This is a genomic window from Kitasatospora acidiphila (genome assembly GCF_006636205.1).
GTDB lineage: Bacteria > Actinomycetota > Actinomycetes > Streptomycetales > Streptomycetaceae > Kitasatospora > Kitasatospora acidiphila.
Window position 1 is genome coordinate 4,860,133 of the sequence record NZ_VIGB01000003.1, and the last position, 24,449, is coordinate 4,884,581.

At 69.8% G+C, this 24,449-nt stretch carries 25 protein-coding genes and 1 pseudogene; 6 read left to right on the top strand and 20 right to left on the bottom strand.

What is annotated here, in order from left to right; genetic code table 11:
* The first annotated feature begins 206 nt into the window (after window positions 1–206).
* Window positions 207–1,402: pseudogene (locus E6W39_RS23000) on the top strand (metallophosphoesterase).
* 45 nt (window positions 1,403–1,447) lie between these two features.
* On the opposite strand, the gene E6W39_RS23005 reads toward E6W39_RS23000, so the two are convergent.
* A complete protein-coding gene (locus E6W39_RS23005) occupies window positions 1,448–2,092 on the bottom strand; it encodes an MmyB family transcriptional regulator (RefSeq protein ID WP_141635139.1) in 645 nt (214 codons plus the stop codon).
* A 175-nt stretch (window positions 2,093–2,267) separates the two neighbouring features.
* Here E6W39_RS23005 and E6W39_RS23010 point away from each other — a divergent pair, with 175 nt between their 5' ends.
* A complete protein-coding gene (locus tag E6W39_RS23010) occupies window positions 2,268–3,086 on the top strand; it encodes an aminotransferase class I/II-fold pyridoxal phosphate-dependent enzyme (RefSeq protein ID WP_181799399.1) in 819 nt (272 codons plus the stop codon).
* Window positions 3,087–3,305: 219 nt separating this feature from the next.
* Here E6W39_RS23010 and E6W39_RS23015 read toward each other — a convergent pair whose 3' ends face one another.
* From E6W39_RS23015 to E6W39_RS23065, 13 genes are all read right to left on the bottom strand, one after another.
* Window positions 3,306–3,662 carry a hypothetical protein gene (locus E6W39_RS23015; RefSeq protein ID WP_141635141.1) on the bottom strand — a complete coding sequence of 119 codons (357 nt, stop codon included), beginning with the start codon at window positions 3,660–3,662 and terminating at the stop codon, window positions 3,306–3,308.
* Window positions 3,659–4,120 carry a prevent-host-death family protein gene (locus E6W39_RS23020; RefSeq protein WP_141635142.1) on the bottom strand — a complete coding sequence of 154 codons (462 nt, stop codon included), beginning with the start codon at window positions 4,118–4,120 and terminating at the stop codon, window positions 3,659–3,661. Before E6W39_RS23020 ends, E6W39_RS23015 begins: the two co-directional genes overlap by 4 nt.
* Window positions 4,121–4,946: 826 nt before the next feature.
* Complete coding sequence (locus E6W39_RS23025; RefSeq protein ID WP_181799400.1) at window positions 4,947–5,354, bottom strand: hypothetical protein; 408 nt, start codon at window positions 5,352–5,354, stop codon at window positions 4,947–4,949.
* A gap of 343 nt (window positions 5,355–5,697) precedes the next feature.
* Complete coding sequence (locus E6W39_RS39595; RefSeq protein ID WP_181799401.1) at window positions 5,698–5,868, bottom strand: hypothetical protein; 171 nt, start codon at window positions 5,866–5,868, stop codon at window positions 5,698–5,700.
* A 29-nt stretch (window positions 5,869–5,897) separates the two neighbouring features.
* Window positions 5,898–6,254 carry a PRC-barrel domain-containing protein gene (locus E6W39_RS23030; protein WP_141637897.1) on the bottom strand — a complete coding sequence of 119 codons (357 nt, stop codon included), beginning with the start codon at window positions 6,252–6,254 and terminating at the stop codon, window positions 5,898–5,900.
* Between the two features lie 595 nt (window positions 6,255–6,849).
* The gene (gene ligA / locus E6W39_RS23035; RefSeq protein ID WP_141635143.1) at window positions 6,850–8,952 is read right to left on the bottom strand and encodes an NAD-dependent DNA ligase LigA; all 2,103 of its coding nucleotides are present in this window, start codon (window positions 8,950–8,952) and stop codon (window positions 6,850–6,852) included.
* Window positions 8,953–9,005: 53 nt separating this feature from the next.
* On the bottom strand, window positions 9,006–10,403 hold the full coding sequence (locus E6W39_RS23040) for a D-arabinono-1,4-lactone oxidase (RefSeq protein WP_141635144.1): 1,398 nt from the start codon (window positions 10,401–10,403) through the stop codon (window positions 9,006–9,008).
* Window positions 10,404–10,572: 169 nt separating this feature from the next.
* A complete protein-coding gene (locus tag E6W39_RS23045; RefSeq protein WP_141635145.1) occupies window positions 10,573–11,520 on the bottom strand; it encodes a Rossmann-fold NAD(P)-binding domain-containing protein in 948 nt (315 codons plus the stop codon).
* Entirely contained in the window at window positions 11,517–12,344 is an 828-nt protein-coding gene (locus E6W39_RS23050; protein ID WP_181799402.1) for a phytanoyl-CoA dioxygenase family protein, read from the bottom strand. The genes E6W39_RS23045 and E6W39_RS23050 overlap by 4 nt, the downstream gene beginning before the upstream one ends.
* Entirely contained in the window at window positions 12,341–12,856 is a 516-nt protein-coding gene (locus E6W39_RS23055; protein ID WP_141635146.1) for an HIT family protein, read from the bottom strand. Before E6W39_RS23055 ends, E6W39_RS23050 begins: the two co-directional genes overlap by 4 nt.
* Before the next feature lie 113 nt (window positions 12,857–12,969).
* Window positions 12,970–13,461: an ATP-binding protein gene (locus E6W39_RS23060; RefSeq protein WP_181799403.1), complete on the bottom strand. Its 492-nt coding sequence runs from the start codon at window positions 13,459–13,461 to the stop codon at window positions 12,970–12,972.
* Window positions 13,458–13,628 carry a hypothetical protein gene (locus tag E6W39_RS39600; protein ID WP_181799404.1) on the bottom strand — a complete coding sequence of 57 codons (171 nt, stop codon included), beginning with the start codon at window positions 13,626–13,628 and terminating at the stop codon, window positions 13,458–13,460. The genes E6W39_RS23060 and E6W39_RS39600 overlap by 4 nt, the downstream gene beginning before the upstream one ends.
* A 98-nt stretch (window positions 13,629–13,726) precedes the next feature.
* Window positions 13,727–14,140 (bottom strand): hypothetical protein, encoded by a 414-nt coding sequence (locus tag E6W39_RS23065; RefSeq protein WP_141635148.1) that lies wholly within the window; start codon window positions 14,138–14,140, stop codon window positions 13,727–13,729.
* Between the two features lie 165 nt (window positions 14,141–14,305).
* On the opposite strand from E6W39_RS23065, the gene E6W39_RS23070 reads away from it, so the two are divergent.
* The 4 genes from E6W39_RS23070 (at window position 14,306) to E6W39_RS23085 (ending at window position 17,504) form a co-directional block, all read left to right on the top strand.
* On the top strand, window positions 14,306–15,403 hold the full coding sequence (locus E6W39_RS23070) for a helix-turn-helix domain-containing protein (protein ID WP_141635149.1): 1,098 nt from the start codon (window positions 14,306–14,308) through the stop codon (window positions 15,401–15,403).
* Between the two features lie 13 nt (window positions 15,404–15,416).
* Window positions 15,417–16,085, top strand: a complete 669-nt coding sequence (locus E6W39_RS23075; RefSeq protein ID WP_228718302.1) for a YdcF family protein — start codon at window positions 15,417–15,419, stop codon at window positions 16,083–16,085.
* Complete coding sequence (locus E6W39_RS23080; RefSeq protein ID WP_228718303.1) at window positions 16,042–16,812, top strand: WbqC family protein; 771 nt, start codon at window positions 16,042–16,044, stop codon at window positions 16,810–16,812. The genes E6W39_RS23075 and E6W39_RS23080 overlap by 44 nt, the downstream gene beginning before the upstream one ends.
* Window positions 16,813–16,907: 95 nt before the next feature.
* Window positions 16,908–17,504 (top strand): AAA family ATPase, encoded by a 597-nt coding sequence (locus tag E6W39_RS23085; protein WP_141635151.1) that lies wholly within the window; start codon window positions 16,908–16,910, stop codon window positions 17,502–17,504.
* A gap of 2 nt (window positions 17,505–17,506) precedes the next feature.
* Here E6W39_RS23085 and E6W39_RS23090 read toward each other — a convergent pair whose 3' ends face one another.
* The 6 genes from E6W39_RS23090 to E6W39_RS23115 all read right to left on the bottom strand — a co-directional run bounded on the left by E6W39_RS23090 (window position 17,507) and on the right by E6W39_RS23115 (window position 24,300).
* A complete protein-coding gene (locus tag E6W39_RS23090) occupies window positions 17,507–17,824 on the bottom strand; it encodes a hypothetical protein (RefSeq protein WP_141635152.1) in 318 nt (105 codons plus the stop codon).
* A gap of 132 nt (window positions 17,825–17,956) precedes the next feature.
* Complete coding sequence (locus E6W39_RS23095) at window positions 17,957–18,700, bottom strand: ParB/RepB/Spo0J family partition protein (RefSeq protein WP_141635153.1); 744 nt, start codon at window positions 18,698–18,700, stop codon at window positions 17,957–17,959.
* A gap of 121 nt (window positions 18,701–18,821) precedes the next feature.
* Complete coding sequence (locus E6W39_RS23100) at window positions 18,822–20,561, bottom strand: relaxase family protein (RefSeq protein ID WP_141635154.1); 1,740 nt, start codon at window positions 20,559–20,561, stop codon at window positions 18,822–18,824.
* The gene (locus E6W39_RS23105; protein ID WP_228718304.1) at window positions 20,558–21,214 is read right to left on the bottom strand and encodes a MobC family plasmid mobilization relaxosome protein; all 657 of its coding nucleotides are present in this window, start codon (window positions 21,212–21,214) and stop codon (window positions 20,558–20,560) included. The genes E6W39_RS23100 and E6W39_RS23105 overlap by 4 nt, the downstream gene beginning before the upstream one ends.
* A gap of 418 nt (window positions 21,215–21,632) precedes the next feature.
* Window positions 21,633–22,508, bottom strand: a complete 876-nt coding sequence (locus E6W39_RS23110; RefSeq protein WP_141635156.1) for a DUF2637 domain-containing protein — start codon at window positions 22,506–22,508, stop codon at window positions 21,633–21,635.
* A gap of 457 nt (window positions 22,509–22,965) precedes the next feature.
* On the bottom strand, window positions 22,966–24,300 hold the full coding sequence (locus E6W39_RS23115; protein ID WP_141635157.1) for a DUF3631 domain-containing protein: 1,335 nt from the start codon (window positions 24,298–24,300) through the stop codon (window positions 22,966–22,968).
* Between the last annotated feature and the right edge of the window lie 149 nt (window positions 24,301–24,449).

A 24,449-nucleotide genomic window follows, 5' to 3' on the forward strand; every position in this document is an offset into this window, starting at 1 on the left:
CCGGCCGCTTGGCGGGCGATGGGACCCGGACGACTCCAACGGCCACCGCGTGCCGGATGATGGGTACAGCGGACGTGAGGGGCGGCGCAGTGACAGACAGCGGATCCATCGGGTCGGAGTCGGACCTCCGGTCGGACCTCCAGTCGGACCGTGAGGAGTCCGAGACCGTCGTGGTCGTCACCCGGCCTGCGGCCGAGGCGGCACCCGTGCCGGGTGCACGGACCCCGGGCGGGAGCGCGAGGCGTCGGCGATCCCTGCCCCGGCGACTGGCCGTGGTCGTCCTGATCCTTGTGGTTCTGTGCCTCCCGCCCTGGTGGACGCTGTTCGCCTCCGGCGTCGACTGGCCGTTCCCGGTCTTCCTGGGTGGCACGGTCGTCTTCGCCGGCTGGCTGGTCTCCTTCCCCCTCCTGATGGTCGCGGGCCACGGGGCGCGGCGGGACGACCGGGCCGCTCGTGTCGCGGACACCTCCCTCGGTGTGGTCTGGGTGCTGTTCACCTGGTCGGTGCCGGGCGGCTTGGTGGACCTCGTGCTGATCGGGCTCGACATCGGCGGCGCCGACCGGGCCAGGGCCGTCGCCCTCGCCGTCGCCGTGGTCTCGGCCGGACTGCTGGCCTGGGGCACTACGAGGCGATGCGGGTGCCCCGGGTGAAGCGGCTGGACGTTCACGTGCCGCGGCTCGGCGGTGGTCTGGACGGGACCCGTGTGGTGGTGCTGGCCGACACCCACTACGGGCCGATCGACCGGGCGGCCTGGTCGGCGCGGGTTGCCGAGGCGGTCAACGCGCTCGACGCGGACGTCGTGGTCCACGCCGGCGACATCGCCGACGGCACCCCCGTCCAGCGTCGGGAGCAGTCCGCGCCGCTCGGGGCGATCCGGTCCCGGCTGGCGAAGGTCTACGTCACGGGGAACCACGAGTACGGCAGTGAGGCCCAGGGCTGGCTGGACCGCATGGCGGAGCTGGGCTGGGAACCGCTGCACAACCGCCATGTCGTGGTGGAGCGCGGTGGGGACGCCCTCGTGCTCGCCGGCGTGGACGACGTGACCGCGGAGTCCTCCGGCCTGGCCGGACACCGCGCGAACCTGGCCGGGGCGCTGGCGGGAGCGGACCCGGACCGACCCGTCCTGCTCGTCGCCCACCAGCCCAAGTACGTCCCGCAGGCCGCTGCTGCCGGCATCGACCTGCAGGTTTCCGGGCACACCCACGGCGGCCAGATCTGGCCGTTCAACTTCCTCGTCCGGATCGACCAGCCGGTGGTGCACGGCCTCAGCCGGCACGGCGAGCGGACCCAGCTCTACACCAGCCGGGGCACCGGCTTCTGGGGGCCGCCCTTCCGGGTCTTCGCACCGAGCGAGATCACCCTGCTCACGCTGCGCTCGGGCGGCCCGTCGCCCGCCGCGTAGCGCACCAGAGCCATCACCACGACACGCGCGGTCCGGGGATGCTGTTCACCGCGCCGAGGCGGCTGCCTCCAGTGCCCGGCGCGTGGAGGGATCCGCCGGGTGGCGCGCGACGAGGTGCAGGTCGGGGTCTTCTGCGGCGATCAGCTTCGCCTGCCGGAAGGTCAGCAGTCCCAACTGCGGGTGGTCGAAGCGCTTGAGCGCCGGGGTGAAGCCCGCAACGTCGTGGCGCTCCCAGCGCTCGGCGAACCCGGGGTCGGCACTGGAGACGTCCTCGACGATCTCGGTGAAACGCGGGTCGCCCGGGTGGCGGTCGGCGGAGGCGCGGAACTGGGCGAGTATCGCCCACGACTCGGTCTCCCAGTTCTTCAGGACGGTTCGCATCGGATGCCAGCCGAAGTACAGCCAGATCATGTTGCGGCGCTGCACCGGCAGTTCGTCGAGGCCGCCGTACAGGGCAGCCTCGGCGTCGTTGTAGGAGAGCACGTCCCAGTGCCGGTCCAGCAGGCAGGCCGGGTTCGGCGCCAGCGCGGCGACAGTGGCGCGGAGATGGTCGCCCACGGCAGGACAGCCCTCGGCCGCCGAACGCGGACCCGAGTCGCTCTCGCCGGCGAGGTCGAAGACGTGACGGCGTTCGGCTCCGGTCAGACGCAGCGTGGTGGCCAGCGCGTCGAGCACCTGGCGCTGGTGCATCGGATCCTGCCGCACGGGCTGGCGGCCATCGGCGGCGGATTCGTGGTCGTCGGATACACGGCGGCGGCCGTGGATCCCACCGTGTGGACCTATGCGCTCGTGGCCGCGCTGTTGGGCGCGGGCTGGGCGTTCCTGCACTCGACGCTCCAGGCGCGCGCGGATCGGCCTGCGTCTGGTGACCAATCCGCTGATATCCGGCCCGGGTGGATACCGCCTCGACCTGGACCGCCTGGAACGCGACTTCGCCGCGGGACCGAAGGCGTTCCTGCTGTGCAACCCGCACAACCCGACCGGAACCGTGTTCACGCGCGACGAACTGTCAGCCGTCGCCGACCTCGCAGAACGCCACGACGTCCAGATGGTCGTCGACGAGATTCTCGCACCACTCGTCCACTCGACGTCGCGACAGCACATTCCGTTCCCGTCGCTGGACCGGCCTGCCGCCGCCCGTGCGGTCAGCCTCGTGTCGGCCTCCAAGGCGTGGAACCTTGCCGGACTCAAGGCCGCACTGGCTGTGCCCGGCCGTGACGCGCACCCGATGGTCGCCGCCATGGACGGAGAACTGGACGAAGCTGCAGGCCTGTTCGGGGTCCTGGCCTCCGAGACCGCCTTCGCCGACGGCGAGCCCTGGTTGGACGAAGTCCTTCGCGCTCTGGACGGCAACCGACTACTGCTTGCCGCCGAACTGGACCGCCGGCTCCCCGACATCGGCTATCGGCCCCCGACGCGGGCTTCACGGCCTGGCTCGACTTCCGTGCGCTCCACCTGCCTGAGGACCCTGCCGAACGGCTCCTGCGCAGAGCCAGGGTCGGCGTCTCCTCCGGACTCCGGTTCAGTTCCCACGACCATCCAGGAGCGGACGGTTCCGGGCGAGGACACGTCCGGCTCAACTTCGCGACGCGTCCGGACCTGGTCGTCGAGGCCGTGCGGCGGATGGCGGCAGCGCTACTCCCGAAAGACGAGCGCGCGCCCGCCGGCGCAACGCATCAACTGACCGGCAAGAGCACACGGCCGCCCACGCCCGCAGGCTGAGCAGGGGGCAGACTCGTGAGGGGTTGCCCCCAACACGCCTTCCAATTCTCCTCGGCACTGTCCAGTGTTGTCCGCACGTGCTTCGACCTGCGACTTCCCAGCAGTTGAGAGGAGCGACTGAACCTGTCTGAACAGCGTTGAATGAGACCAGAACTGAGAGTATGTCGATCCGGTCCGGAGGTCAGCTGTCGGTGTCCTTCGGGTGGCGGGTGGACGCGTAGACCAGATGCACTGTGTGGCGGGGTTCGTCGATCAGGTATCGCACGCGGCCTCCGGCCGTCACCTCGTACTCCCACTGGGGATAGGTCGTGCCACCGAGCGTCGCGGTGGCAAGCCGACCGCGCAGTCGATGCTGCCGGTCGGGGTCGCTGTTGGAGGCCGGGGAACTACGCAACGCCTCGAAACAACGCCGGCTGTTGCCAGGTGCTTCAGCACAAAGCTCCCCCCACCCCTTGGCGGCCTCGTTCGTGGCGAATCGCAGGCGCCACTCGTCGTCGATGGGTGGGGGTGGAACGTCATCACCGCGCTTGGGGCTCACGGGGCAGGCACCTCGCCGTGGTCCTCGTCGGGGAGGGCCCGGGTCAGCTGAGCAGTGAGGTCGGGGTCCGCCAGGATCCTGGCGGTGGCGCGCCATTCGACTATGACGCGGTGGAGGTTGGAGTGGACATCCAGTTCGGCGGCGTCACGCGTCGCGTTGACGAGGTCCACTACGAACTCGCGTACCTCCTCGGCTGACAGGTGCCTGCTCCACGGGAACACCTCGGGCAGGGCCAGCAGCACGGCCCGCGCGCCTTCATCGCTGCGGATCAGGGCGCTGAAGAGACGGGCGGTGACGTCGGCGGTCTCCTCCCGCTGCTGATCGTGGCGGGCAGTGGTGAGGTAGAGGTCCTCGCCATCACGCCGCGTGACGTGAACGCGCTGGGCGCGCTCGACGGTGTCTGCGACCCGCTTGGAGTTCTTCGACAGGTCAGAGAACGACACGGTGAGAGTGGACATATGGGGCACGATAATTCGGAATATGTTCCGAAGTCAACTGCACTTGCGTTCGGGTAAATGGTGGCCTGTACGTACAGACTTCGGCGGCGCGGGCCTGAAGGATGCGGGAGGAAGTCGTTCACGGCGCTGAGCGGAGGCCTGTCGTGCGGAGAGCCGACGTCGAATGGAGCGCTTTCGCCATGTGGGGGGCGATGTTCGTCGGAGCCTTGCTTGGGTGCGTGCGGGTGCTCCTGCAGAGACTGGTCGCTGTCGTGCAGGCCTGGCGCGACCTCCGCCGCTTACTCCGGCGTTCGGATCGAGGGCCGGTTCGTCGCGGGTGAACGACGAAGGCCCGGGCCGCTGAGCGGTCCGGGCCTTCGTGAAGGCGGAGGATACGAGATTCGAACTCGTGAGGGGTTGCCCCCAACACGCTTTCCAATTCTCCTCGGCACGGTCCAGGGGCGTTCATAAACGTTCTGACCTGTGGTTTTCTGGCTGCTGGGCTGACGATTGAACCCGCCTGAACGGCGGTGGATGAGACCAAGACTGAGACCACGCGCGAGGTTGGTGCTCGGCGTTCGACGACGATAGTGCCACTGGGAACGGCCAGCGGGAAGATCGGCTGGCGCGGGTGTGACTTGGAAGCCAGCAGGCGAGGCAGTGACTGTCCGTAGCGGCCGACAGGGACGGTATGCGCCTTGTCGGCACCTGGGGCGTGCGGCAGATCAGACCAGGCCGTCGGCTGGCGGCGGGTGTCGCAGCCTGGAACCGGGCAGAAAGTCGGCCTCGCCCGTGGGTGACGGCGGCCTACCGGTGGGCGGTTCTGCCCGAACAGATGCAGCGTGCCTCAGTGACCGTCCTCCGGGATGGCGGGGCGGTCGTCCTGAGGTGAGTCGTTCCCCTGCGTACTCGTCTTCTGCGTGCGGGCGGCGTCACGCTGGTCGATCAGGGCATCGCGTTCCCTGCCGGCAGTGGCTGTCTCGCGGCGCGACTGCTCGAGCTCGCGGCGCGCGGCGTGGCCACGCCTCGAGGCGCGGCGCGCGCCAGTCAGGAGCAGACTCAGCCCGAGCAGGGCTACCGCTCCGACGATGACGCCGTAGAGGAACAAGGTGCCGGTGGAGCCGTTCACGTGGTAGCCGAAGACTGCGAAGCTGTCGTGGGTGAGCGCATGCCCGCTGCCGGTGTTGGTGACAACGCCGACGACGCCGACGACCACGGCGGCGACGAGGATGATGAGCCCGAGAACGATGATCATGGCGTGCTCCGATGATTTTCTCCGCGGGCAAACGGTGGAACCGCGTTGTTCGGGAGGCCGAGCTGAACCAACGGCGAGGCCGGGGCGCTGGTCGGCGCGCCGAAGATCATCGACCCGGTACGAGACCGACAGCCTCACGGAAAGACGACGTGTCCTTCGCCACGGGTGTGCCTCAGCCTGCTCCCGGCTGCGTGGAGTAGGCCGCCCTGCAGAGGGCCGCTGGCGGGGCAGACGGGTTCGGGCACCAGGCCGGGGCGCCGCCTGCCGGCCAGGGGCGAACAGGTACAGCGTTCTGGAGCCGGGCCTGCCGCGGAAGCGGGCGTCTCGCACTGGGGATGGCACGTCAGCGGGTCGGGCGTCGGCCTGAGCGCTGGGACCAGCGGATGCCGGCGTAGGCCATGTCGGCGACGAAGAGAATGATCGCGATGATGAGGAGGAAGAACCATCCGTTGGCGACGGCGCCGATGATGCCCAGCACGATCGCGACGATAACCAGAGCCAGGATGGGGACCATGGCGCGTCTCCTCGGTCGGGTGTAGGCGCTCAGCGGCGGGCGAGCTGCCGCTCGCCGCCGGCACCCTTCTGGTAGGTCAGGGCGTAGTACTGGAAGACGGCTTCCTCGTCCTCGGCGGGCAGGATGTCATCCATGCCGATGGGAGGGCAGTCCCTCACGAGTGCCTTGTCGTAGGCGACCTTGAGGTAGCCCGGTCCGACGCTCGCATCGTTCAGCGGGACGAAGACCAGCCGGTGCTGGGTGGGCATGCCGATCTGGACGGTCGCCATGGCCGGTTCGTCAGTGCTGGTATCCACGTAGATCGCCTCCAGCGTGCCGATCTTGTTCCCATCGGCATCGACGACGTCGTGGGTCCGCCACTCCCGGATATCCCCTACCTGGATCATCATGTCTCCCTTCACGCGGCCCGGTCACCGGGCGCGGGCCTGGCAGGCGCACCTGGCCGGTGGCGTGGAGCCTTGCAAATATCAGCCTGCCTCGGTCTGAGGGCCGAGGCCAACGCGAGCACCCCTTCCAGCAGCCGGAGCAGTCCGCACTCGGTCTCCCGGGTCGGGGCAGGTCCACGCTCTCGCAGGTTGCACCAAGGCCTGAAGACTCTCGTCTCGCCGGGGCCGCGCACACGGTTTCTCCCGCTTCCAGAAGATCCACCGCATTCTTACCATTGCCCCGTCGCGCGTGGGTCAACCAAGGAGGCCCGCACCGGTAGCTCTGCGGACGCGGCACCGGCCCGGGGCGCAGCGCGTCGCGCAGCGCGCCCGAAAGTGATCACGCTGGGTCCTGCCGGCATCGATCACTTGGTGATGAAACAGCAGGTCAGGACGTTAGTCCGTGATCCACGATCTGGTCCGAACCGGCATGTGCTGCGCCGTCCGCTCACGCATGGCTCACGCAGAGGCGCCGGCGAGGGCTCCGGACCCCGCCCCCACCGGCCTTGTCCCGCCCGGTCGGCAGTGCCAGCCGAAGCGATCTTGATTTGCCCACTCACATCAGATGCCCAGCGAGGCGCTCAGCGAGTTCCTCGGGTGTGATGGTTTCGATGCCCAGGGCCCGGGCCTTGTCGAGCTTGCTGCCGGCGTTCTCTCCGGCGACGACCAGGTGGGTGCGGGCGGAGACATTGGATGAGGCGCGGCCCCCTGCCCGGGTGATCAGTTCGGTCATCTCGGTGCGGGAACGGTCCGCGAGAGGTCCCGTCATCGCGCCGGTGACGACCACGGTCATCCCGGCCAAGGGCAGCTTGCTCCCGGTCGTCTGGGCGGTCGTCTCCGCGTCGACTCCGGCATCTGTGAAAGCTGGTGGGACGAAGCTGGGCTGCTCCATGTTCACGCCCGCGGCGACGAGTTTGTCGATCAGCGGGGCGAGGTCGGCCAGTTCCGCCACGATCACTGGGGCCTTCTCGCCGCCGATGCCGTCGACCTGTTCCAGGGCGACGGCATCGGCGTCTCGGATGGCCTGCATGGAGCCGAAGTACGTGGCGATGCGCAGGGACATGGAGCGGCCGGTGCCCAGGACGCCGAGGGCGCAGAAGACGCGATTGAGGGGTTTGGTCTTGGCGGCCTCGACGGCAGCCATGAGGTTGTCGGCGCTCTTGGCTCCCGTGCGGTCCAAGGTGAGCAGCTGGTCGCGGGTGAGGGTGAACAGGTCCGCGAAGTCCTCGATCAATCCCTTGTCGACGAGTTGCACGATGATCTTCTCGCCGAGACCGTCGATGTCGAGCGCGTCGCGGGCGACGGCGTACCGGATCGCCTCTGTCCGGCCGCAGGCGCGTCCCCGCTCACAGCGCCAGCGCTCCTGGCTGCGGTCGATGTTGGCGCCGCAGCGCGGGCAGAGTTCGGGGAAGACGATGGGCTGCTCGCTGCCGGTGCGCAGGCCGGCAGCCGCGCCTTCGACACGGGGGATGACTTCGCCGGCCCGGTAGACGATGACGTGGTCCCCGAGCATCAGACCGCGGCGGGCGATGTCGGCCGGGTTGTGCAGGGTGGCGTAGGTGATGGTGGTGCCTGCGACGTCCACCGGGTCGAGGACGGCGCGCGGGGCGATTACCCCGGTGCGGCCCACGCTCCACTCCACGGCGCGCAGCACAGTGATCTTCTGGGCGGCCGGAAACTTGAAGGCGGTGGCCCAGTGCGGGGTGCGGGAGCCCATCCCGGCCCGGGTCTGGTCGGCCGGGCTGTCGGCCTTGATCACGGCTCCGTCGAGTTCGAAGTCGAGCTCCGCCCGCAAGGCGCCGATCTCCCGTACGCGCGCCACCACCTCATCCAGGGTCGCGCAGGCCATGGTCGCGACCGAGGTGCCGGCCGTGGTCCCCAGCCCAAGGGCGGCCAGGCGGGCGACGAGCTGGGTGTGGGTGAGCCCGGCGAGAGTGCGGTCGTCGGTGTGCGCGGGGTCGGTCAGTGCGGCGTAGGCCAGGAAGGTCTGCCCGATCCGGTACGCCCGGTCCTTGGCGCGCAGCGAGCCCGACGAGGCGTTGCGGCGGTTGGCGAAGGCCGTGGCCCCGTGCGCGGTCCTCCGCTCGTTCGCGGCGGCGAACTGGGCCTCGGTCATGAGGACTTCGCCCCGCACCTCGATCGTGACCGGTTCGGCCAGGGTCAGGGGCAGGCCCGTGATGTCCCCGATGGCGTGGGACACGTCCTCCCCGGTTGTCCCGTCGCCCCGGGTGACCAGTTGAACCAGCCGGCCGTCGCGGTAGCGGGCGGCCAGGGCGACGCCGTCGAGCTTGGGCTCCACGGCCCAGCCCGCCACCGCCGCCCCGCCCAGTCGCCGCTCCAGCGACGTGGCCCACGCCTTCAGCTCCTCGTCCGAGAAGACGTTGCCCAGGCTGAGCATCGGCACGGTGTGTGTGACGTCGCCAGTGGTCACCCCAGCTGCGACCTGCTGGGACGGGGAGTCGGCCGCGATCTGCCCGGGGTGCGCGTCCTCCCAGGCGGTGATGCCGCGCAGCAGCCGGTCATAGGTCTCGTCGTCCAAGTCCGATTCGCCGGACCCGTAGTAGGCATCGGCGGCCTTTCGCGCCTGCGCTACGGCTTCAAGGTAAGCGGCCTCGTCAGCAAGGTCGACAGCGGGCGCCGCTGCGGAAGGCTTCGTCATGCTGCTCATTCTGCGGACCGGTACCGACAGCACGGCGGTGGCGCTGCCGCGATTCACCCTTGGTGCCGCGCGGGCGTGATCGGGCAGGGTTCCGTCCGTGGGCTCTGTAGGACGGAGCGACCGGACGGCGCCCGTTCATCGGTCCGGGATGGTGCTGGGGAGAGCCCGAGTGTGCGGTAGAAGGTGTTGTTCTCGAAGCGTCGGTGCGGGTCGAACCTGCTGACGGCCCGGCAGAACTCGGGGAAGCCCTCGGTGTTGGAGGCGGGCAGCAGTTCCGGGGTGAAGTACTTGCCCCAGTGCGGCCTGCCGCCCAGACCGTAGAGCAGGCGCTGGATGTCGTCGAACAGCGGACGTGCGGCGGTGATCAACCCCTCGGCGGTCATGTAAGACACGAAGCCGAAGTACGTAACCGGAACTGCCTGCGCGGGACTCAGGTGGCCACGGGCAGGGCCGGTGGTGCGCAGGATGACGGGGTAGTGCAACTTGTACGGGGAGGCGGGCAGGAGCTCCTTGAGGCCGGCGTATGCCTCGGGGACCGCGTCCAGGGGGACGGCGATCTCCATGTTCAGCTGCGGGGCCGGGATGCCGTTCTTGAAGATCTCGTGGAGTGTCCCCTTGGAGTCGGTCGCGCCGAGGAACTTCTCCAGCGTCTGGGCGGCCGGTGTCCGACCCTGACCGTCGCCGATGTCAGACATCAGCTGACGGCGGGTGTGTGTCACGATGCGATCCAGGTCAACTGGGCTCTGGGCAGCGGGGTCCGTGGGCGTCCAGGCGTCATCGTGGGTGACCCAGGTGTGCACGACCTGGTGTTCGGTGAACCACCAGCTCTTGGCGGCCACGGATTCGCGGTTCCAGGCGGCGTAGCGCTCGGGCAGGCTGTCCTCGGCGACGGTGAAACGGGTGCAGCGCAGCTCGGTTGCCGGTCGGCCGCGAAGTTCCAGGCCGACGACCACGCCGAGGCATCCGAGGTTGAGGACGGCAGCGTCGAAGTCGGCGTCACCGGGGGTGAGCCGGTGCAGGACCCCCGTCCCGTCCATGAGCTCGATGGCGGCCAGGCAGTCGGAGAATGTGCCGCCGGACAGGCCCTGTGCATGGGTGCCGGTGGCGAGGGCGCCGGCGACCGTCTGGCTTGTGATCACGGGCGGGCAGGCGCTGGGCTCCAGTCCGTGGATGTCGAACGCCCGCCACACGTTTTCGAGCAGGGTGTCCCCGGTGACGCGCAGGTGCTCGCCCCGCAGTTCCCCTGCGCCCCGGCCGGGGAGGTCGAGGAGGATGCCGTGCGTCCCGTCCAGGCACTGCAGTTGGGCAGGGTAGGTGAACCTGGACCCGAGGACGCGCAGTGGTCCTTCCTCGCGCGTCAGCAGCGACTGCAGCTGTTCCAGGGACGTGATGCGGGTCCAGTCGCCCTGGGCGGCGATGGTGACGTTGCCGCCCCAGTTGGTGAGAGTCATTGGAGAAGTCCTCACTGGTCTTGCACCACGACGGACAGCTATCTCGCCCTGGCGCTGGTGTGCCTGTGCTCGAACTCGCCGCCGTGGTCCCACGGGTACAGCTGCGAGTGAGAGGCGGAGGGATTGGGCGGCGCGGGCCCTGCCACGGACCCGCGCCGCGTCTCGCTTTTCAGGCGGGGCCGAACATGTGCTGCGTGGGCGGGTGCGGGTGGGGGCACGAGGTGAACTCGGGCCCGAAGCAGCAGGCGTGGGCCTTCGTCCAGGTCTTCAGATCGATGGTGGGTCGCCCCAGGATCAGCTCGGCGGTCCAGGTGGCTGGGGCGTCCCCTTCGGTACTGATCCGTTCCCACAGGCCGAGGACCTGCGCTGCGGCGTCGCGGCGCATCCCGTACCTGGCCAGGCTGGCCACGAAGTGCTCGTCCGTCTGGCACGCGAATGTGATCGGCCGCCCGCAGGCCTCGCTGAGGACCGACGCCCACTGGGCGCAGGTCGCCTGCGTGAAGTGGCTCATCAGGGCACCGCGCAGATCGACCGAGTCGGGAGAGAGGATCTTGCGGCAGAACAGCTCGGCGGCGTCGTCGCAGCTGATGTAGGAGAACGGGCGGTCGGCGTCGACGGGGAAGGTGAACGACCCTGTCTCGGCGATCGACTGGCACTGGTAGAGGATGTTCTCCAGGAACATGGGCAGTTGGACGAGGTCGAACGCGATCCCGGACTTCGCCAGGAGTGCCTCCAGCGCTGCTGCTTCGTCGGCCATCGTGCACTGTCCCGGGGCGAACTGGATGCCCAGGCAGACGATCTGCTGCACGCCGGCCTTCTGCGCCGCCCGCAGGTACATCCCGCCGATGTCGACTCGCCGGTCGATCGGAGGCACCATCAGCATGGTGTCGGTCCCGGCCAACGCCTCGGCCAGCGAAGCGGGGTCCATCGGCTCCCAGTCCCGAAGCTGCACCTCGATGTCGCTCACGGCGCGCCCGGCGATCCGGGCTTCGGGAATCGCCAGGCGCAGCGTCAGCTGCGGTGCTTCAGCGGCGAGTCGACGCAGTGTGTAGTGGCCGACCTTGAAGAAGTTCCGGGTCGCCCCGAGCACGGTGACGACCTTCGGCGAGTCCGTCATCGCGCGCACCAGCTCTCGGTGCTCGTCGGGTCCTTGTACAGGTCAACCGGGTTGACCTCGCTCGCGTGGTAGCCCAGCAGCATCCGGCTCTGCGGAGAGAGATGGTCGGCTGCGATGGCGGGGTCACACGGGTGGTCGTACGGGCGCAGCCACGCCTGCCCGAAGCGGATGATCGCGCTGCGTCGCTCCTGGGTCCGGTTGGGCAGCACGGCATGCCACATGGTGTTGCCGAAGACAACCGCGTCGCCAGGTTCCGCGTGGATGCTCAGGGCGCCGTCGGGAAGCACGCCCTGGGCGAGGGCGTCGTTCGCCGCCTCCCAGTAGGCGTCGTCCTTGCGGTTGGCCGGCCACCAGTGCGAGGTGGGGATGAGCACGAGGTTGCCGCTGTCCCTGGGCCGGGTGTCGGTGAAGAAGACCTGGGTCTTGAGGTGCAGAGGTCCGTTGAGCTTGTCGTACGGACGCTCCAGGTAGGGCCCGGAGTCGCGGTGCCACGGCTCGTGGGCCTGCTGGTAGATCCCCCGCCGCAGTACCTCGCTGCCCAGGACCTGGAGCGACCCGTTGAGGATCCGGTGGGGGACGGACATCAGGGCGCCGCACTCGAAGAGCAACTGGTACTCGGGGATGATGTTCGCGGCGTTGCGCACGTGCGTCAGGGCCGGGTTCGTGTTGAACGAGCTGTGCGTCAGGTCGGGGTCGCGGTCGTCGGTGAGCTTGCGGACGGCCGTGTCCAGCGTGCTGACGATGCTGTCGGGGACGGCCTGCTTGAGGAGCAGGTAGCCCTGTTCGGTGAACTGGGCGACGGCGTCGTCCGGTGAAGTCGTCACGATTGGCTGCTTTCTGCTTCGGCCATGGGCGGCAGCGGGTTGTTGAGGGCCGTGCGCAGGCGCTGTGCGACCTCGTCCTTGCGGGCCGGATCGGCCAGTCGAGGGAAGACGACGATCGAATCGCCGTCGTAGCGCGGCACGACGTGGATGTGGAAGTGGAAGACGGTCTGATGAGCGGCCCGGCCGGTGGCGTGGACCAGGTTGATGCCGGACGCGCCGCAGGAGTCCTGCAGAGAGTTCGCCACCTGCTTCGCAGCCGCCATGACGTGCTGGAACGACTCTTCCGGGATGTCGGAGAGGTCCCGGTAGTGCTGCTTGGGAACGACGAGGACGTGCCCGTAGGTCGCCGGGAGGTGGTCCAGGAAGCACACGGTGTCTGCCGTCTCGGCTACGACGTGGGCGTCCACCTCGCCGCGGACGATGCCGCAGAAGACGCAGGAGGACTCCGCGTTGGCGACCGAATCCTGTGCCGGGTATCGAGACAACCACTGGGGGTCGAAGGTCAAGGACATGGCGCAAGGGGCCCTTCTCTAGGGGAGCTGCCCACCAGCCGGAGGGGCTGGTTGGGCATGGCGGCATGGCCCGTTGGCGATCGATGCGTCGGGGCGTCGCCGGGTACCCCAGCTCAGGTGGAGGAGCTGAAGACGAGGGGGAGGGGCCGGGCGGCCTGGATCCGCTGGCGCAGCTGCTGCCGCTGCGCGGCGCTCGGCTGGGCGGCCAGAGTCAGTGTGGCCAGAACCCGCTTTCCGTGCTCGGTTGCCTGCGATGTCCAGCAACCGTCGGTGAGGTAGTCGACGATGAACAGACCGCGTCCGTGCTCGGCGTCGTCGGCGGCGGCGCGGAGTTCGGGCTGGGCGCTGCTTCCGTCGAGCACGTCGAGGGTCAGCGCCCGCTCACTGCGGCTGGCGTACAGGCCGAGGGTGACCAGCTGGCCGTTGCTGTGGGTGAACGCGTTGGTGAGCAGTTCGCTGACCAGCAGGGCCACGTCATCGGCCCGGTCACCCAGTTCGAAGCCCCACAGCCGCAGGGTGGCGATCACGAGCCTGCGGGCGAAGCCCACCGCGCCGTCGAACGGTGTCAGCGGCCAGGCCGCTCCCAGGACGTCGTCGTCGGTCATGACTCGTCCCGCTGCTGGTCGTCGGAGGTGGCGGTGGGCGGCTCGGGCACGTCGGCGTCGGGCCATGCCTGCCAGCCGCCGGTCTCGTGCCGAGCCCTCGCTTCGCGGACGCGATCGCCACGGATGCGCTTGGGCAGGGGCGGGAAGTTCGGGATGGGGGGATGCACCGGAAGCCTCCTGCTGGTTCGAGGATCGTGGCCCTGGCCGATGGGTTCGCTTGGCGGCCGGGGTCGGTGGCGTTGAGGGCCCGGAGGAAAGCCGGTCATCATGTCGGGCTCCGTCCTCGGGTTGGGTGACCGGTCGCTCCCCGGTCGGGGGATTCACGGGCTCGGCCGGGCGGCCGGAGCAGAAGGACGCGGGTGTCGGCCTCGGCGAGGCGTTTGCGACGGGCGGTGGCGACGGCTCGCGGGCCGAGGTGTGAGGCGGCGGGTAGGACGACGCCGTAGGTGTCGGGGAGGGCCAGGACATCGAGCAGGCCAACGAAGGCGGCGGAGCGCTCGCCCTGGGCCGGTGCGGTGCGCTCGGTGAATATGGCGCCGAGCAGCAGTTCGTGCTGGCGGCAGTACTCGGTGAGCGCGGCCGTGAGCGCGCTGCCGCGTCCGGCGGACGCCTTGACCAGGTGCAGGAACCCGTAAACAACGGGGCCGTTGAGGGGGCGGTGCTCGGTCAGAGGTTCCATTTGGCAGACCGTCCTTCACCGTGGGAGGCGGGGTGCTCTCGGGATGTCTTGAGCGTGCCGCCGCACTGGTTCTCGCGGGAATGACCACCTGTTGCACTTTCGCTGCACTTCTGCCGCACCGGGTGCGTCTGTGGTGCTTCGATGTGTGCGAAGGGAGGCAACGACGTGGCCACGGTGCACCGTTGGACTGGGCTTGAGGCCGCTGCCCTGCGCGCTGCCTTACGGATGAGCATGCGGGTCTTCGCCGAGCACCTGGGTGTCGCTCCTCGCACGGTCGCCAAGTGGGAGAAGCACCGTGCCGACACCGAGCCCTACTCGGACAACCAGGCCATCCTCGACACAGCGCTTGCTCGGGCCAGCCCGGCGGTCCACATGCGCTTCGAGGTGTTCCTCTCCGAGGCCGGCCAGGCCACGGGCCAAGCCCCGCGCGTCACGGCCGCCGGCCCGCGCTTGTGGGAGTACGAGACCTGGACCGAAGACCTGGAGCGCTCCGTCGTGGCACTCAACCGCCAGAACTTCGGCTTCGCCCACAGCCTGCTCTCCCGCTGGAGCACCCGCTGGCCGGTCGGTGAACTGGACGACCGCGGGCTGTACCTGCTCGGCCGCACCACCGTTCTGGAAGCCGACCTCTACCGCGACCAAGGCGTCCTGGTCGGCCCGATGTCCGCGCACCACGCCTACGCCAAGGCCCGCCAGATCTTCACTCAGCTCGCTGTCCCGCGCCGGATCGCGCAGATTGAACTGTCGCAGGCCGTCGTGGCTGAGATGTCCGGCAAGCTGGACGCGGCAGCCCACCACTACGAGGCTCTCGCCGTTGACGAGCGACTCTCACGCCGCGACCGCGCCCGCGCCCGGCTGTGGGTCGGGACCGCACTCAGCAAGGACGGCAACCAGGACTACGCGGCCCGGGTCATGCTGGCCGCCAGCCGTGACTTCGAGGATCTCAGCGAGCCCGACGACTGGTCCGTCGCCCAGCAGAAACTGGCCCTGGCCTACCGTGGCGCCGGCGACCTGACCCGAGCCCTGCAGTTCATCGACACCGCCCGCGCGACCGGCACCACCGACACCCCGATGCAGCGCGTGCGCCTGGATACCGCGCACGGCCACATCCTGCTCTCCGACCCAGCGACCGTAGATGATGGTCTCCATGTCCTCGACCATGCGGCGGCAGTGGCGGCCCAGTTCAGCCTCAGCCACCAACTCCGCGCCATCGAGGGCATCAGGACCTCTTTCCGAGGGCTTCCCAGCCCCCGGCCACGGTGACCAGGGAGAGCGCGTGACGCACGAGGACAAGCCCGGCCTGACCGATCAGCAGCGCAAGGCGGCCCAGCTGATCTGGGACTACCACCAGATGCACCACCAGCTCCGGCCCTGCGACGCGGCCATCGCCCTCGGAAGCCACGACCTGGGCGTGCCCGCCTACAGCGCCGAGCTGTTCCGCGCCGGCCTCTTCCCAACCCTGGTCTTCTCCGGCGGTCCGAACCCCACCGCCCCCGACCGCTTCCCGCGCGGCGAGGCGATCCACTTCCGCGAGCACGCCCTTGACCTCGGCGTACCGACCGACGCGATCCTCATCGAGCCGAACGCCACCAACACCGGCCAGAACATCACCCTGTCGCGCCAGGTCATGGCCGATGCCGGCATCCGGCCCGGCACGCTGATGCTGATCGCGATGCCGTACATGGAACGACGCGCCTTCGCCACCGCCCGCAAGGTCTGGCCCGAGGTCGAGATTGTCTGTGCTTCCCAGCCGATCGACTTCGACGACTACCTCAAGGGCATGGGAGACGAACGCAAGGTCGCCGAGATGCTCGTCGGAGACCTGCAGCGGGTGATCGAGTATCCGAAGCTCGGCTTCGCCGTCGAGCAGGAAGTCCCTGGGGACGTGCATGACGCCTACGATGCCCTTGTCCGCGACGGCTTCACCAGCCGCCTCCTCAACTGACCTTCTCCCCAGGCGGGGTGGGGTCTGCGCGATCCACCAACCCAACTTCCTGCCCCGGCTCAGCACCCTGGCCAAGATCTTTGCGGCGGACTACTGGATCGTCCTCGACGACGTCCAGTTCGCCCGCCGCGACTACCAGCACCGTGCTCGCATCGCCCCACTTGACCGCCCCGACCGGCAGCACTGGCTGAGCCTGGCCACCCAACTCCCCAACGGCCGAGCCACCTTGATCCGCGACGCCCGGCTGATCGACCCGCAGCACAGCCGTCACCAGACCGCACAGGCAGTCCGCCACTGCTACCGGCGCAGCCGCCACTGGCGGCACGTCAGCGACGTCCTGGACCGTGTGCTTACGGCGTTCACCAACTCAGACCGGACCTGGGTGGTGGCGGAGGACTCCACCAGGGCCCTCCTTGACCTACTGGGCTGGCAAGGCCGGACCATCCGCAGCAGTCAGCTCCCAGCACGCAGCGAACGCTCGCAGCGGCTCGCCGACCTCGCGACGGTGACAGGAGCGACCACGTACCTCTGCGGCCCAGGCGGACTCCGGTACCTCGATCACGGTCCGTTCAACGCTGCCAAGGTGCCGGTGGAGCCGTTCCTCACGCCTTCTGAGGGCCTCTGGAGTGACAGTCGCCGACTGTCGGCGCTGCACACGCTCTCTGTCCTGGGGGCGGCCGGCTTCGCAGGCGCGCTCGCTGAGACTGCCCGGCGACCGGCAAGCTGAGAAGGGGAATCATGAAGTAAGCGCGGCTGAGGTCGGACTCGGGCTGGAACAGCCAAGTCGGGCACCCGACAGCCCGCTGGGAAGGAAGCTGGCGCTTGAAGACTGCACCGCTCGCCGTCCTGCTGGTCGGCATCACTGGCTCCGGTAAGACCGTGCTCGCCCAGGCTCTCGCCGAACGCGGCCTGATTCGTTTGTCCGTGGACGAGGAAGTCCACCGCCTCCATGGTCGCTACGGCGTCGACTACCCCGAGAACGAGTACTTCGAGCGTGAACGCCCGGTGCTCGATTCCGTCCATAGACGGCTGACCGAGCACCTGGCTGCCGGACAGGATGTCGTCCTCGATCACGGCCTGTGGCGCCGCTCCGATCGGGAGGCGTGGAAGAAGGCGGTGGAGACCGCTGGCGGTCGTTGGCTGCTGGTCTACCTTCCTGTTGAGAGGGCCGAGCTGTTGCGGCGCCTGGAGCAGCGCAACCAGCGCGTGGACGCCAATGCGCTCACCGTCACGCCCGATGCGTTGGACGACTTCTTCGCGCGGTTCGAGGCTCCGATCGAGAGTGAGGACGCCGTCCTCTACGACGGAGATCCCGAGGCGATTGTCCGAGCAGTTGGCCGACTGCTGTCGGAGGCCTCGAGCGAGCGAGCTGAGTTTTTGGGGTCAACGCTGAACGGCGTTGACCCCGAGCAAACTTGAGCTCAGCTCCATGTGGTGCCGGCAAGCAGACCGTCGTAGGCAAGTGCTCGCATGGCGGCGTCGAAGTCGTCCCACTCGCGTTCGGGCGCGGTGAAGTGCAGGTCGAAGTAGGCGCGGGTGAGGTCGGGCTCGTGCCACTCGGTCGCGCAGCGGCAGCGGACGAAGACCTGGTGGCGGACGTTGAGGAGGAGCCAGTCGCGGCGGGCGCGGCAGTTGGGGCAGGTGATGGGGATTCCGCGGGCGTCGAGTTCACCAGGGTGGGGGACGGCGCGGATGACGACTCGGTGATGCTCGTTGGGGTCAGAGCCAGGGTTGGTCAAGTGGTGCCCTTCGGTGTCGGGTGACGGTCGGCAAGCACACACGACGCACGGCGGCCGGGATGGTTCCCGGCCGCCGCAGAAAGACATCAAACCGACATCTCAGCAGGGCCGTTGACCCGCGGGCGGGGACGGTCAGCTGTGCTGGAGCGTTGCCTCGGGCTGGGTTTCGAGGGCGATGAGGCGGTGGGCGAGGGTGCGGGCCTTGTCGGTGAGGCCGTCGAGGACCTGGCGGGTGTGGAGGCTGTCGGGGTGGTGGGCGAGGGTCTGGAGGGCGTCCCAGCGTTCGGCGATGGCGGTCAGATACTGCTGGTCGTTGCGGACTTCCTCCTGCCGCTGGCTGAGCAGTTGGGTGGCGTCGTCGAGGGTGAGGTGGCCCTCGGTGACCTGGACGGCGAGGTCGGGGGCGTGGCGGCGGAGGTTTTCGTGCTTGGCCTGGATGGCTTCCGCCTCGGCCTTGCGCTGGCGTGCGACGTCGGCGGCGGCATCGAGTCCGAGCTTGCCGTCGCGGACCTTCTCGGCGAGGTCGCGGGCGTACTTGAGGACGGTGTTGGCGAGGGAGAGGCGGGTGCGGCTGATGTCGTGGAGCTTGGCGTGGGTGCGCAGGGAGTGTCCCGAAAGTGAAAGGAACATCGCGTGGACCATGGCGCGCTGGCCTTCGCTGAGGTGCCGGCGTACGACGTTGGACAGGTAGATGTACTCGCGCTGGTCGGTGCCGGTGTGGGTGGTGAAGCGGGGTTCGACGCCGGCGAGTTCGCAGGCGGCGAGGCGGTTGCGGCCGTCGAGGAGGACACCGTCGGGGTCGAGGACGATCGGCAGCAGAAGGCCGAACTCCTTGATGCTCTGGGCGAGGTCGTACAGCTCGTGCTCGGGGAGCATCGGGTACTGGGTGGCGTCCGGGTGGATCTTCAGGGTTGGTCTCCGTAGTGGGTGGGAGTGCCGGGGCACCGGGCCGGTGCCCCGGCGTGGGGTGGCCTGGCGTGAAGGGCAGGGCCGTGGGTTAGCGGGTGTGGCGGGGCGGGGTGCCGGCCGGTGGGCGGGGTGTGGTGGTCGTGTCGGTGAGGGTGGGCTGCTGGCCGAGGGGCTTGGCGACGGGTGAGCGCAGGCGGGCGGCTTCAGCGGCCGGGTTGTGGTTGGGGTTGCGGCTGGTGTGCTGGATGCGGCCGAGGAGGACCTTGGCGGGCATGCGGGCGGTGGTGAGTTCGCGGCGGGTGGCGGCCTCCTGGAGGAGTTGTCGGGGCTGGTGGCCGAGGGCCTTGGCGTCGGCGAGGACGGTGGCCAGGGCGGGCCAGTTGGGGTCGGCGAGGATTCGGGCGGCGTGGTCGGGGACGGCGGAACGGATGTCCCCGGCGAGGGTGTTGGCGACCTCCGGTTTCGGTTGGCGGTGGGCGAGGGCGGCGAGTTGGTCGGCGGCGGCGTGGTCGTAGGTGGCCTGGAGGTGCTGGACGGCCTGCTGGGCGGCGTGGGCCTGCTGCTGGTGGCCTCGGGCCTGGTGCCAGCGGCTGGTGAGGATCGCTGCCCACACGAGGGCCGCGATCATCACGGTGAGGGCGTTGCCGTCGGGCCCGTCGCCCGCGTGGATGATGTCGCGGGCGGCCCGGCGAAGGTCGGCGGCGGCCTGGTGGTCGGCGCGGATCTGGGAGCGCTGGGCTCGCGCGAACGCCCGTGTGGCGGCTCGCAGTTCTGCCCGCAGCTCGGTGGGTACGGTCTGGGCTGTGGCGTTGATGATGTCGCCCAGCGCGGTGATCTGCGCCTGCGCCAGCGAGCCATCCCCATCCCCGCCGCCGGCAGCGTCGTCGGTGAGGTGCTGGTGGGCGTGGTCGAGGGCGTCGGTGGTGCGCTGCCAACTGCTGGAAGGCCGGTTGCGCCGGGCGGTGGGGTGCTCCTCGGGTGCGGTGACGGCGAGGAGGGTCTGGAGCCTGGGGAGGGATAGGTCGGGGGCGATCTTGCCGCCGGGGATGTAGATCTGCTCGCCCTTGGCGTTGAGGTCGCCGGGCCGTCCGACGGAGTAGCCCTGGAGGTCGCCCGAGGGGAGGCGGCGCGGCTTGACCTCGACGCCGTCGGCCTGGAGGTAGGCGAAGAGCTCCTCGACGTTGGTGGCGTGGGGGATGGCGTCGCGGATGCGGTCCTGCAGCCAGGCGCGGCTGGTCTGCTGCCAGCCGAGGCGCTCGGCCTTGTGCATCTCGGCCTGGGTGGGACGGCGCTCGCCGGTACCGTCGCCAGGCTGGACCTGGTGGAGGCCGAGTTCCTTCTCGATCAGGCGGGCCTCGGCCTGGGCGTTCTTGCCGCTGTTGTGGCGCTTGGGTCGGCGGCCGTCATGGCGGACGGTGGTGGCGAGGATGTGGATGTGGTCGTCGGCGTGGCGGACGGCGATCCAGCGGCAGCCGTGCGGGTCGCGGTCGGGGGCGATGCCGGCGGCGTGGACGATGCGGCGGGCGATCTCGCCCCATTCGGCGTCGGAGAGGTAGCGGTCGGTCTTGGCGGCGCGGACGGGGCAGTGCCAGACGTGGTCGGTGACCTTCTTGCCGAAGCCGCTGTTGCGCAGGTTGACCGGCTCGTCGAGGATCCGGGCGAGCTGGGTGAGGGTGGCGTGCGGGTCTCGTCCGGGGTCGCGCAGGCCGAGCGGGCTGAAGGAGGCGACGATGTGCGGGTCGAGGTGTTCGTCGTTGCGGCCGGGCCCGTAGAGGTAGGCGAGCAGTCCGCGGGTGTTGTTGCCGGGGTCCTTGATGGAGGGGATCACGTGCTGGCGCCTCCTTCGGGGCGGGTGGTGGGTATGAGCAGGGCTTCGGCGATGTCGGTCAGCAGGTGGTCGAGGCGTTCCAGGCGTTCGCCGATGTCGGGTTCGACGCGGTCGTCGCGGTGGAGCACGTGGACGAGTTGGTTGATGTTGTTGCCGATGCGGCCGATCTGGTGGAGGACCTCGGCGCGGAACATCTGGAGGGCGAGGCGGTCGGTGTGCAGGGGCAGGTCGACGGTGAACTCGCCCCGGATGAAGGCCAGCGAGATGTCGCCGAGGTATCCGGAGATCGTGTTCCCGTAGCCGTGGCGGTCGGCGGCATCGAGCAACTCGGCGTGCTCCGATGGGGTGTAGCTGACCGGTCCGACCCGCTCCTTGCGGCGGGTTCCGGTGTGCGGCCGGATCTTGCCCTTGGGCATCGGCTGGGCGCCGGCGGGAGCGTTCAGTTTCGGGACGTCGAGGGCGGCGGTGTTCTCGTGCAGGAACGCGGCACGGGCGACGCGGATGCTCTCGTCATCGACGCTGGCGGGCGGCTCGGTGCTCGGCTGGTTGGTGTGGGTGCGGGCGAGGATGTCGAGCTGCAGCGTGTTGAGTTCGTCCGGGCCGAGGGCCTTTGCCTGGTCCAGCGCGCCCTCGCGCCGGACCTCCTCCGCCACCCCCGGGGCGGAGGACCCCAGACCCGCGCGAAGTGTCGGAGACTGGGTACAACTGGCTACGCCAGGAGCGGAGTTGCCGAACGCGCGGAGTAGACGGCCGATCAGCCTACCGCCTTTGGCGTCCTGTGCGGGGACGGTTTCGGCGAGGGTGTGCCGGTCGTGTGGGGCGGGCATGGGGTCCTCCGGATTTACTGTCGGGACGCGCTGGTGGCGGGCGCGGGGTGTGCGGGGATACGGCGTGATCGTCCGGCTGGGATCCCGGTTCGGCTGTGCGGGATATCCGGTGCAGAAGGCGGGAGTTCGGGACTTCCGGAGCGTCCGGGCGGGCGCGTGCGAGTTCCGGTGAACGCCGGTCAGTGCTGGTGAGGGGCCGCTCGCCCGGATCGGTTGGGCCGGTGCTCGGGCGAGCGGCGGGGCGTCAGGCAGCCGAGGGCTGGGCTTGGGACTCGGCCTGCTGGGAGGCCTGCTCGTCCTTGAAGCGCTGGGTCAGCTTGCCGAGGCGGTCGCTGGCGATTGGTATGCCGGCCTCGCGCAGGGCCGTCCGGATCACGGCCTGGGTGGGGCCGTTCTCTTCGACGGCCGGGCGGGCGATCTCGGCCAGCTCGTCCATGGAAGCGGCGGGCCTGCGTCCGGTGCGCTTGGCCCCGAGCACCGGTTCCCGCCCGGCGGGTTGGACGGCGTCGCCGAGTACAACCACCGGCTCGTCGTCGGACAGGGCATCCTGTCCCGCTTCCGCCACCGGAGCGGGCTCGGCTGCCGGCCTCAGGCTGGCCCTGCCATCCGCCGCGGGTGCATCGGTGGTGGGGGTTGTGCCATCTGAGGGAAGGTCGGGCTCGGCCGCTCCCGCAGCCGGGCGCGGGGCGGTGGCGGTGGTCGGGCTGTGGAGTCGGCGCAGGATGATCGGGCCGACGTGCCCCCAGCCGAGCAGGAGGACTGGCGCCACAGCGTCGAGGAAGGCGCGTCCGTAGTGCTGCGCGAGGACGGGTTCGGCGGTGTTGAGGCCGAGGGTGAGCAGGCCGCACAGGTGGAGCAGGCGGGTGACGGCGCGCAGCTCGTCGGGGGTGCCGGTGGCGGACAGGTAGTGCAGGGCGACCAGCAGCCCGACGACGGACAGGTCCACCATCGGGGCGATCAGCGGCGCGATGGGGTGCGCGACGCCGAGCCGCAAGGCCAGGGCCCAGACGTTGCCGAAGGAGAAGGTGAAGGCGAGGCAGGCGGTGGCGGCCATGACCAGGGTGATCGTGAAACGGCCGAAGATGCCGGCCGGGCGGGTGGCCGACGGGATGGTGCTCATGTGGGCAGTGGTCCTCGGGAGCGCGGTGGGGATGGATGCTGGAATGCCGTCTTTGCCGTCTTGCCGTTGCAGGGTGGGCTCGGCAGAGGCGGGCGCGGCTGGCCGGTGGCGTCTTGGACGCAGCGGTGTTCACTCTCGGGACGGTGCGCGTATCCGTCTTGGGACTCGTACCCGTCCCGGCGGCATGGGCCTGTGACCTGTGGTTTTACGGCAGGGACGGTTGGGACGGCACAAGACGGATGTGTTTCCCGTCCCGGGCGGGCCCGCCGCTCGCGCCGGGGTTCGGGCGGCGGCGGGCCGGTGGCGGAGTGGGATGGTTGCCGTCCTGCAGGTGGTGTCCTGCCGTCCCGGGACGGATACGGCTTCCGTCTTGGGAGGCCGATCCGTCTCGGCAGCGGGTGCTGTGACTTGCGCTGTTACGGCAGGGACGGCAGGGACGGCAACCGGTGAGGGCCCGTCAGCCTCTCGCGCCCGTGCCCATGGCGCTGGGGGCCTGGGGGTGGACGCTCGGGCAGTACCGCCGCCAGGCGTCGGCGAACTTGTGGCGCGTGTAGCCCTTGCGCTGGGTCCCGTCCCCGATGCGGACGTTGCCGGAGGAGATGCCGAACTCGCGGAGCATCGCACCGAGTCCACGCGGGGTCAGTCCGCCCCGGCCGGACTCCGCCCACGGGGCCTCGGGGTCGCCGTTGAGGGTGAACAGCAGCTGGTCGGTGGTGATGCCGTCCGGCTCGTTGTTGGCGTGGAAGATCCGGCGGATGTCGGCGAGGATCCGCGCCCCGCCGGGGTTCTCCTCCTCGGTCTTCGCCTCGGCATCGACCATGCGCTTGCACGCTTGGCGGGCGAGGCGGGGCCAGGGGCCGCCGGCGAGGTCGGCGACGATCACCAGGGGCTCCCAGGTGTCGGCGGCGCGGTCCTCGACCGGCATGCTCGGTTCCAGGTGCAGGGCCGGGTCCGCCAACGGGGCGGTCCAGCGGGCGATCCGGTCCCGAATCCCGTGCAGGGCGGGGCTGTCGCGCTTGGTCCGGTATGGCGCGACCTTCTCACCCTCGGCACGTCGGCGCATGCGGATCACGATCGAACGGTCCATGACCGTGTCCGGCAGGTCGCCGATCCCGGCGATGGCGGCCATCGCGAAGGTGTGGAAGCGGCGCGGGGTGTGATCGTTGCCGACAACACGCAGCACGTACCGGTCGCGCTGGTGCCCGGCGTTCAGCAGGCCGCGCATCTCCTCGTTCTTCTCCGCCATCTTCGGGCTGCCGAAGATGGTGTCCGCCTCGTCCACCAGCAGGGTCGGCGGCTCCTCGGTGATCGAGCGGAACACCGCGGCTGGGGTCGAGTTGACCGTCAGCACCGGCTGATGGACCGTCTCGGTGAGCACGTCGAGCAGCCGCGACTTGCCGCAGCGCTTGGCGGGACCGACCACCGCCAGGCGCGGGGCATGCTGCCACGAGCCCTGCAGGTGGGTCGCCGCCACCCACAGCGTCGCGGCATCCAGCGCCTCCTCGGAGGGCAGGATCACGAACTTGGCGATCAGGGCCTTCAGCTGCGCGAGCAAGTCGGCGCCCTCGGTCGCTTCGGTGTCCGGCATCAGGTCGATCTCGTCCGGGGCCGTGGGTGCGGCAGGTGCCGCCTCCTCGTGGACCTGTCCACAGTCTGTGGACAGGTCCACGGCCTGCTGGGTGGGCAGGTAGGCGCCGGGCTCGCCAGGCTTGGCGACGGGTGGCCATAGGGCAGGGGACGTGCCCGCTGAAGGGGGTACGGGGGAGGGGCGGGAGGCGGTAGCCTCGCTCATGGAGATCCTCACTCGGCGGCTCCGGGGGGCAACCCGGTTCGCCGTAGGTCGACTGTCCTGGGATGGGCGGTGGCGAGATTTCCGATCGGCCCCCGGTGTTCGTAGCGCCGGGGGCTTCGCGTTTTTTCTCGGGACACTCGGGCCGCCGT

What these genes read in the sequence shown, in the direction of transcription:
- E6W39_RS23005 (WP_141635139.1), bottom strand. Translation starts at nt 2,092, where the DNA reads ATGCACCAGCGCCAGGTGCTCGACGCGCTGGCCACCACGCTGCGTCTG.
- E6W39_RS23020 (WP_141635142.1), bottom strand. Translation starts at nt 4,120, where the DNA reads ATGTCCACTCTCACCGTGTCGTTCTCTGACCTGTCGAAGAACTCCAAG.
- E6W39_RS23025 (WP_181799400.1), bottom strand. Translation starts at nt 5,354, where the DNA reads ATGATCATCGTTCTCGGGCTCATCATCCTCGTCGCCGCCGTGGTCGTC.
- E6W39_RS39595 (WP_181799401.1), bottom strand. Translation starts at nt 5,868, where the DNA reads ATGGTCCCCATCCTGGCTCTGGTTATCGTCGCGATCGTGCTGGGCATC.
- E6W39_RS23030 (WP_141637897.1), bottom strand. Translation starts at nt 6,254, where the DNA reads ATGATCCAGGTAGGGGATATCCGGGAGTGGCGGACCCACGACGTCGTC.
- ligA (WP_141635143.1), bottom strand. Translation starts at nt 8,952, where the DNA reads ATGACGAAGCCTTCCGCAGCGGCGCCCGCTGTCGACCTTGCTGACGAG.
- E6W39_RS23040 (WP_141635144.1), bottom strand. Translation starts at nt 10,403, where the DNA reads ATGACTCTCACCAACTGGGGCGGCAACGTCACCATCGCCGCCCAGGGC.
- E6W39_RS23045 (WP_141635145.1), bottom strand. Translation starts at nt 11,520, where the DNA reads ATGACGGACTCGCCGAAGGTCGTCACCGTGCTCGGGGCGACCCGGAAC.
- E6W39_RS23055 (WP_141635146.1), bottom strand. Translation starts at nt 12,856, where the DNA reads ATGTCCTTGACCTTCGACCCCCAGTGGTTGTCTCGATACCCGGCACAG.
- E6W39_RS23060 (WP_181799403.1), bottom strand. Translation starts at nt 13,461, where the DNA reads ATGACCGACGACGACGTCCTGGGAGCGGCCTGGCCGCTGACACCGTTC.
- E6W39_RS23065 (WP_141635148.1), bottom strand. Translation starts at nt 14,140, where the DNA reads ATGGAACCTCTGACCGAGCACCGCCCCCTCAACGGCCCCGTTGTTTAC.
- E6W39_RS23080 (WP_228718303.1), top strand. Translation starts at nt 16,042, where the DNA reads ATGCCCTTGTCCGCGACGGCTTCACCAGCCGCCTCCTCAACTGACCTT.
- E6W39_RS23095 (WP_141635153.1), bottom strand. Translation starts at nt 18,700, where the DNA reads ATGCTCCCCGAGCACGAGCTGTACGACCTCGCCCAGAGCATCAAGGAG.
- E6W39_RS23110 (WP_141635156.1), bottom strand. Translation starts at nt 22,508, where the DNA reads ATGAGCACCATCCCGTCGGCCACCCGCCCGGCCGGCATCTTCGGCCGT.
- E6W39_RS23115 (WP_141635157.1), bottom strand. Translation starts at nt 24,300, where the DNA reads ATGAGCGAGGCTACCGCCTCCCGCCCCTCCCCCGTACCCCCTTCAGCG.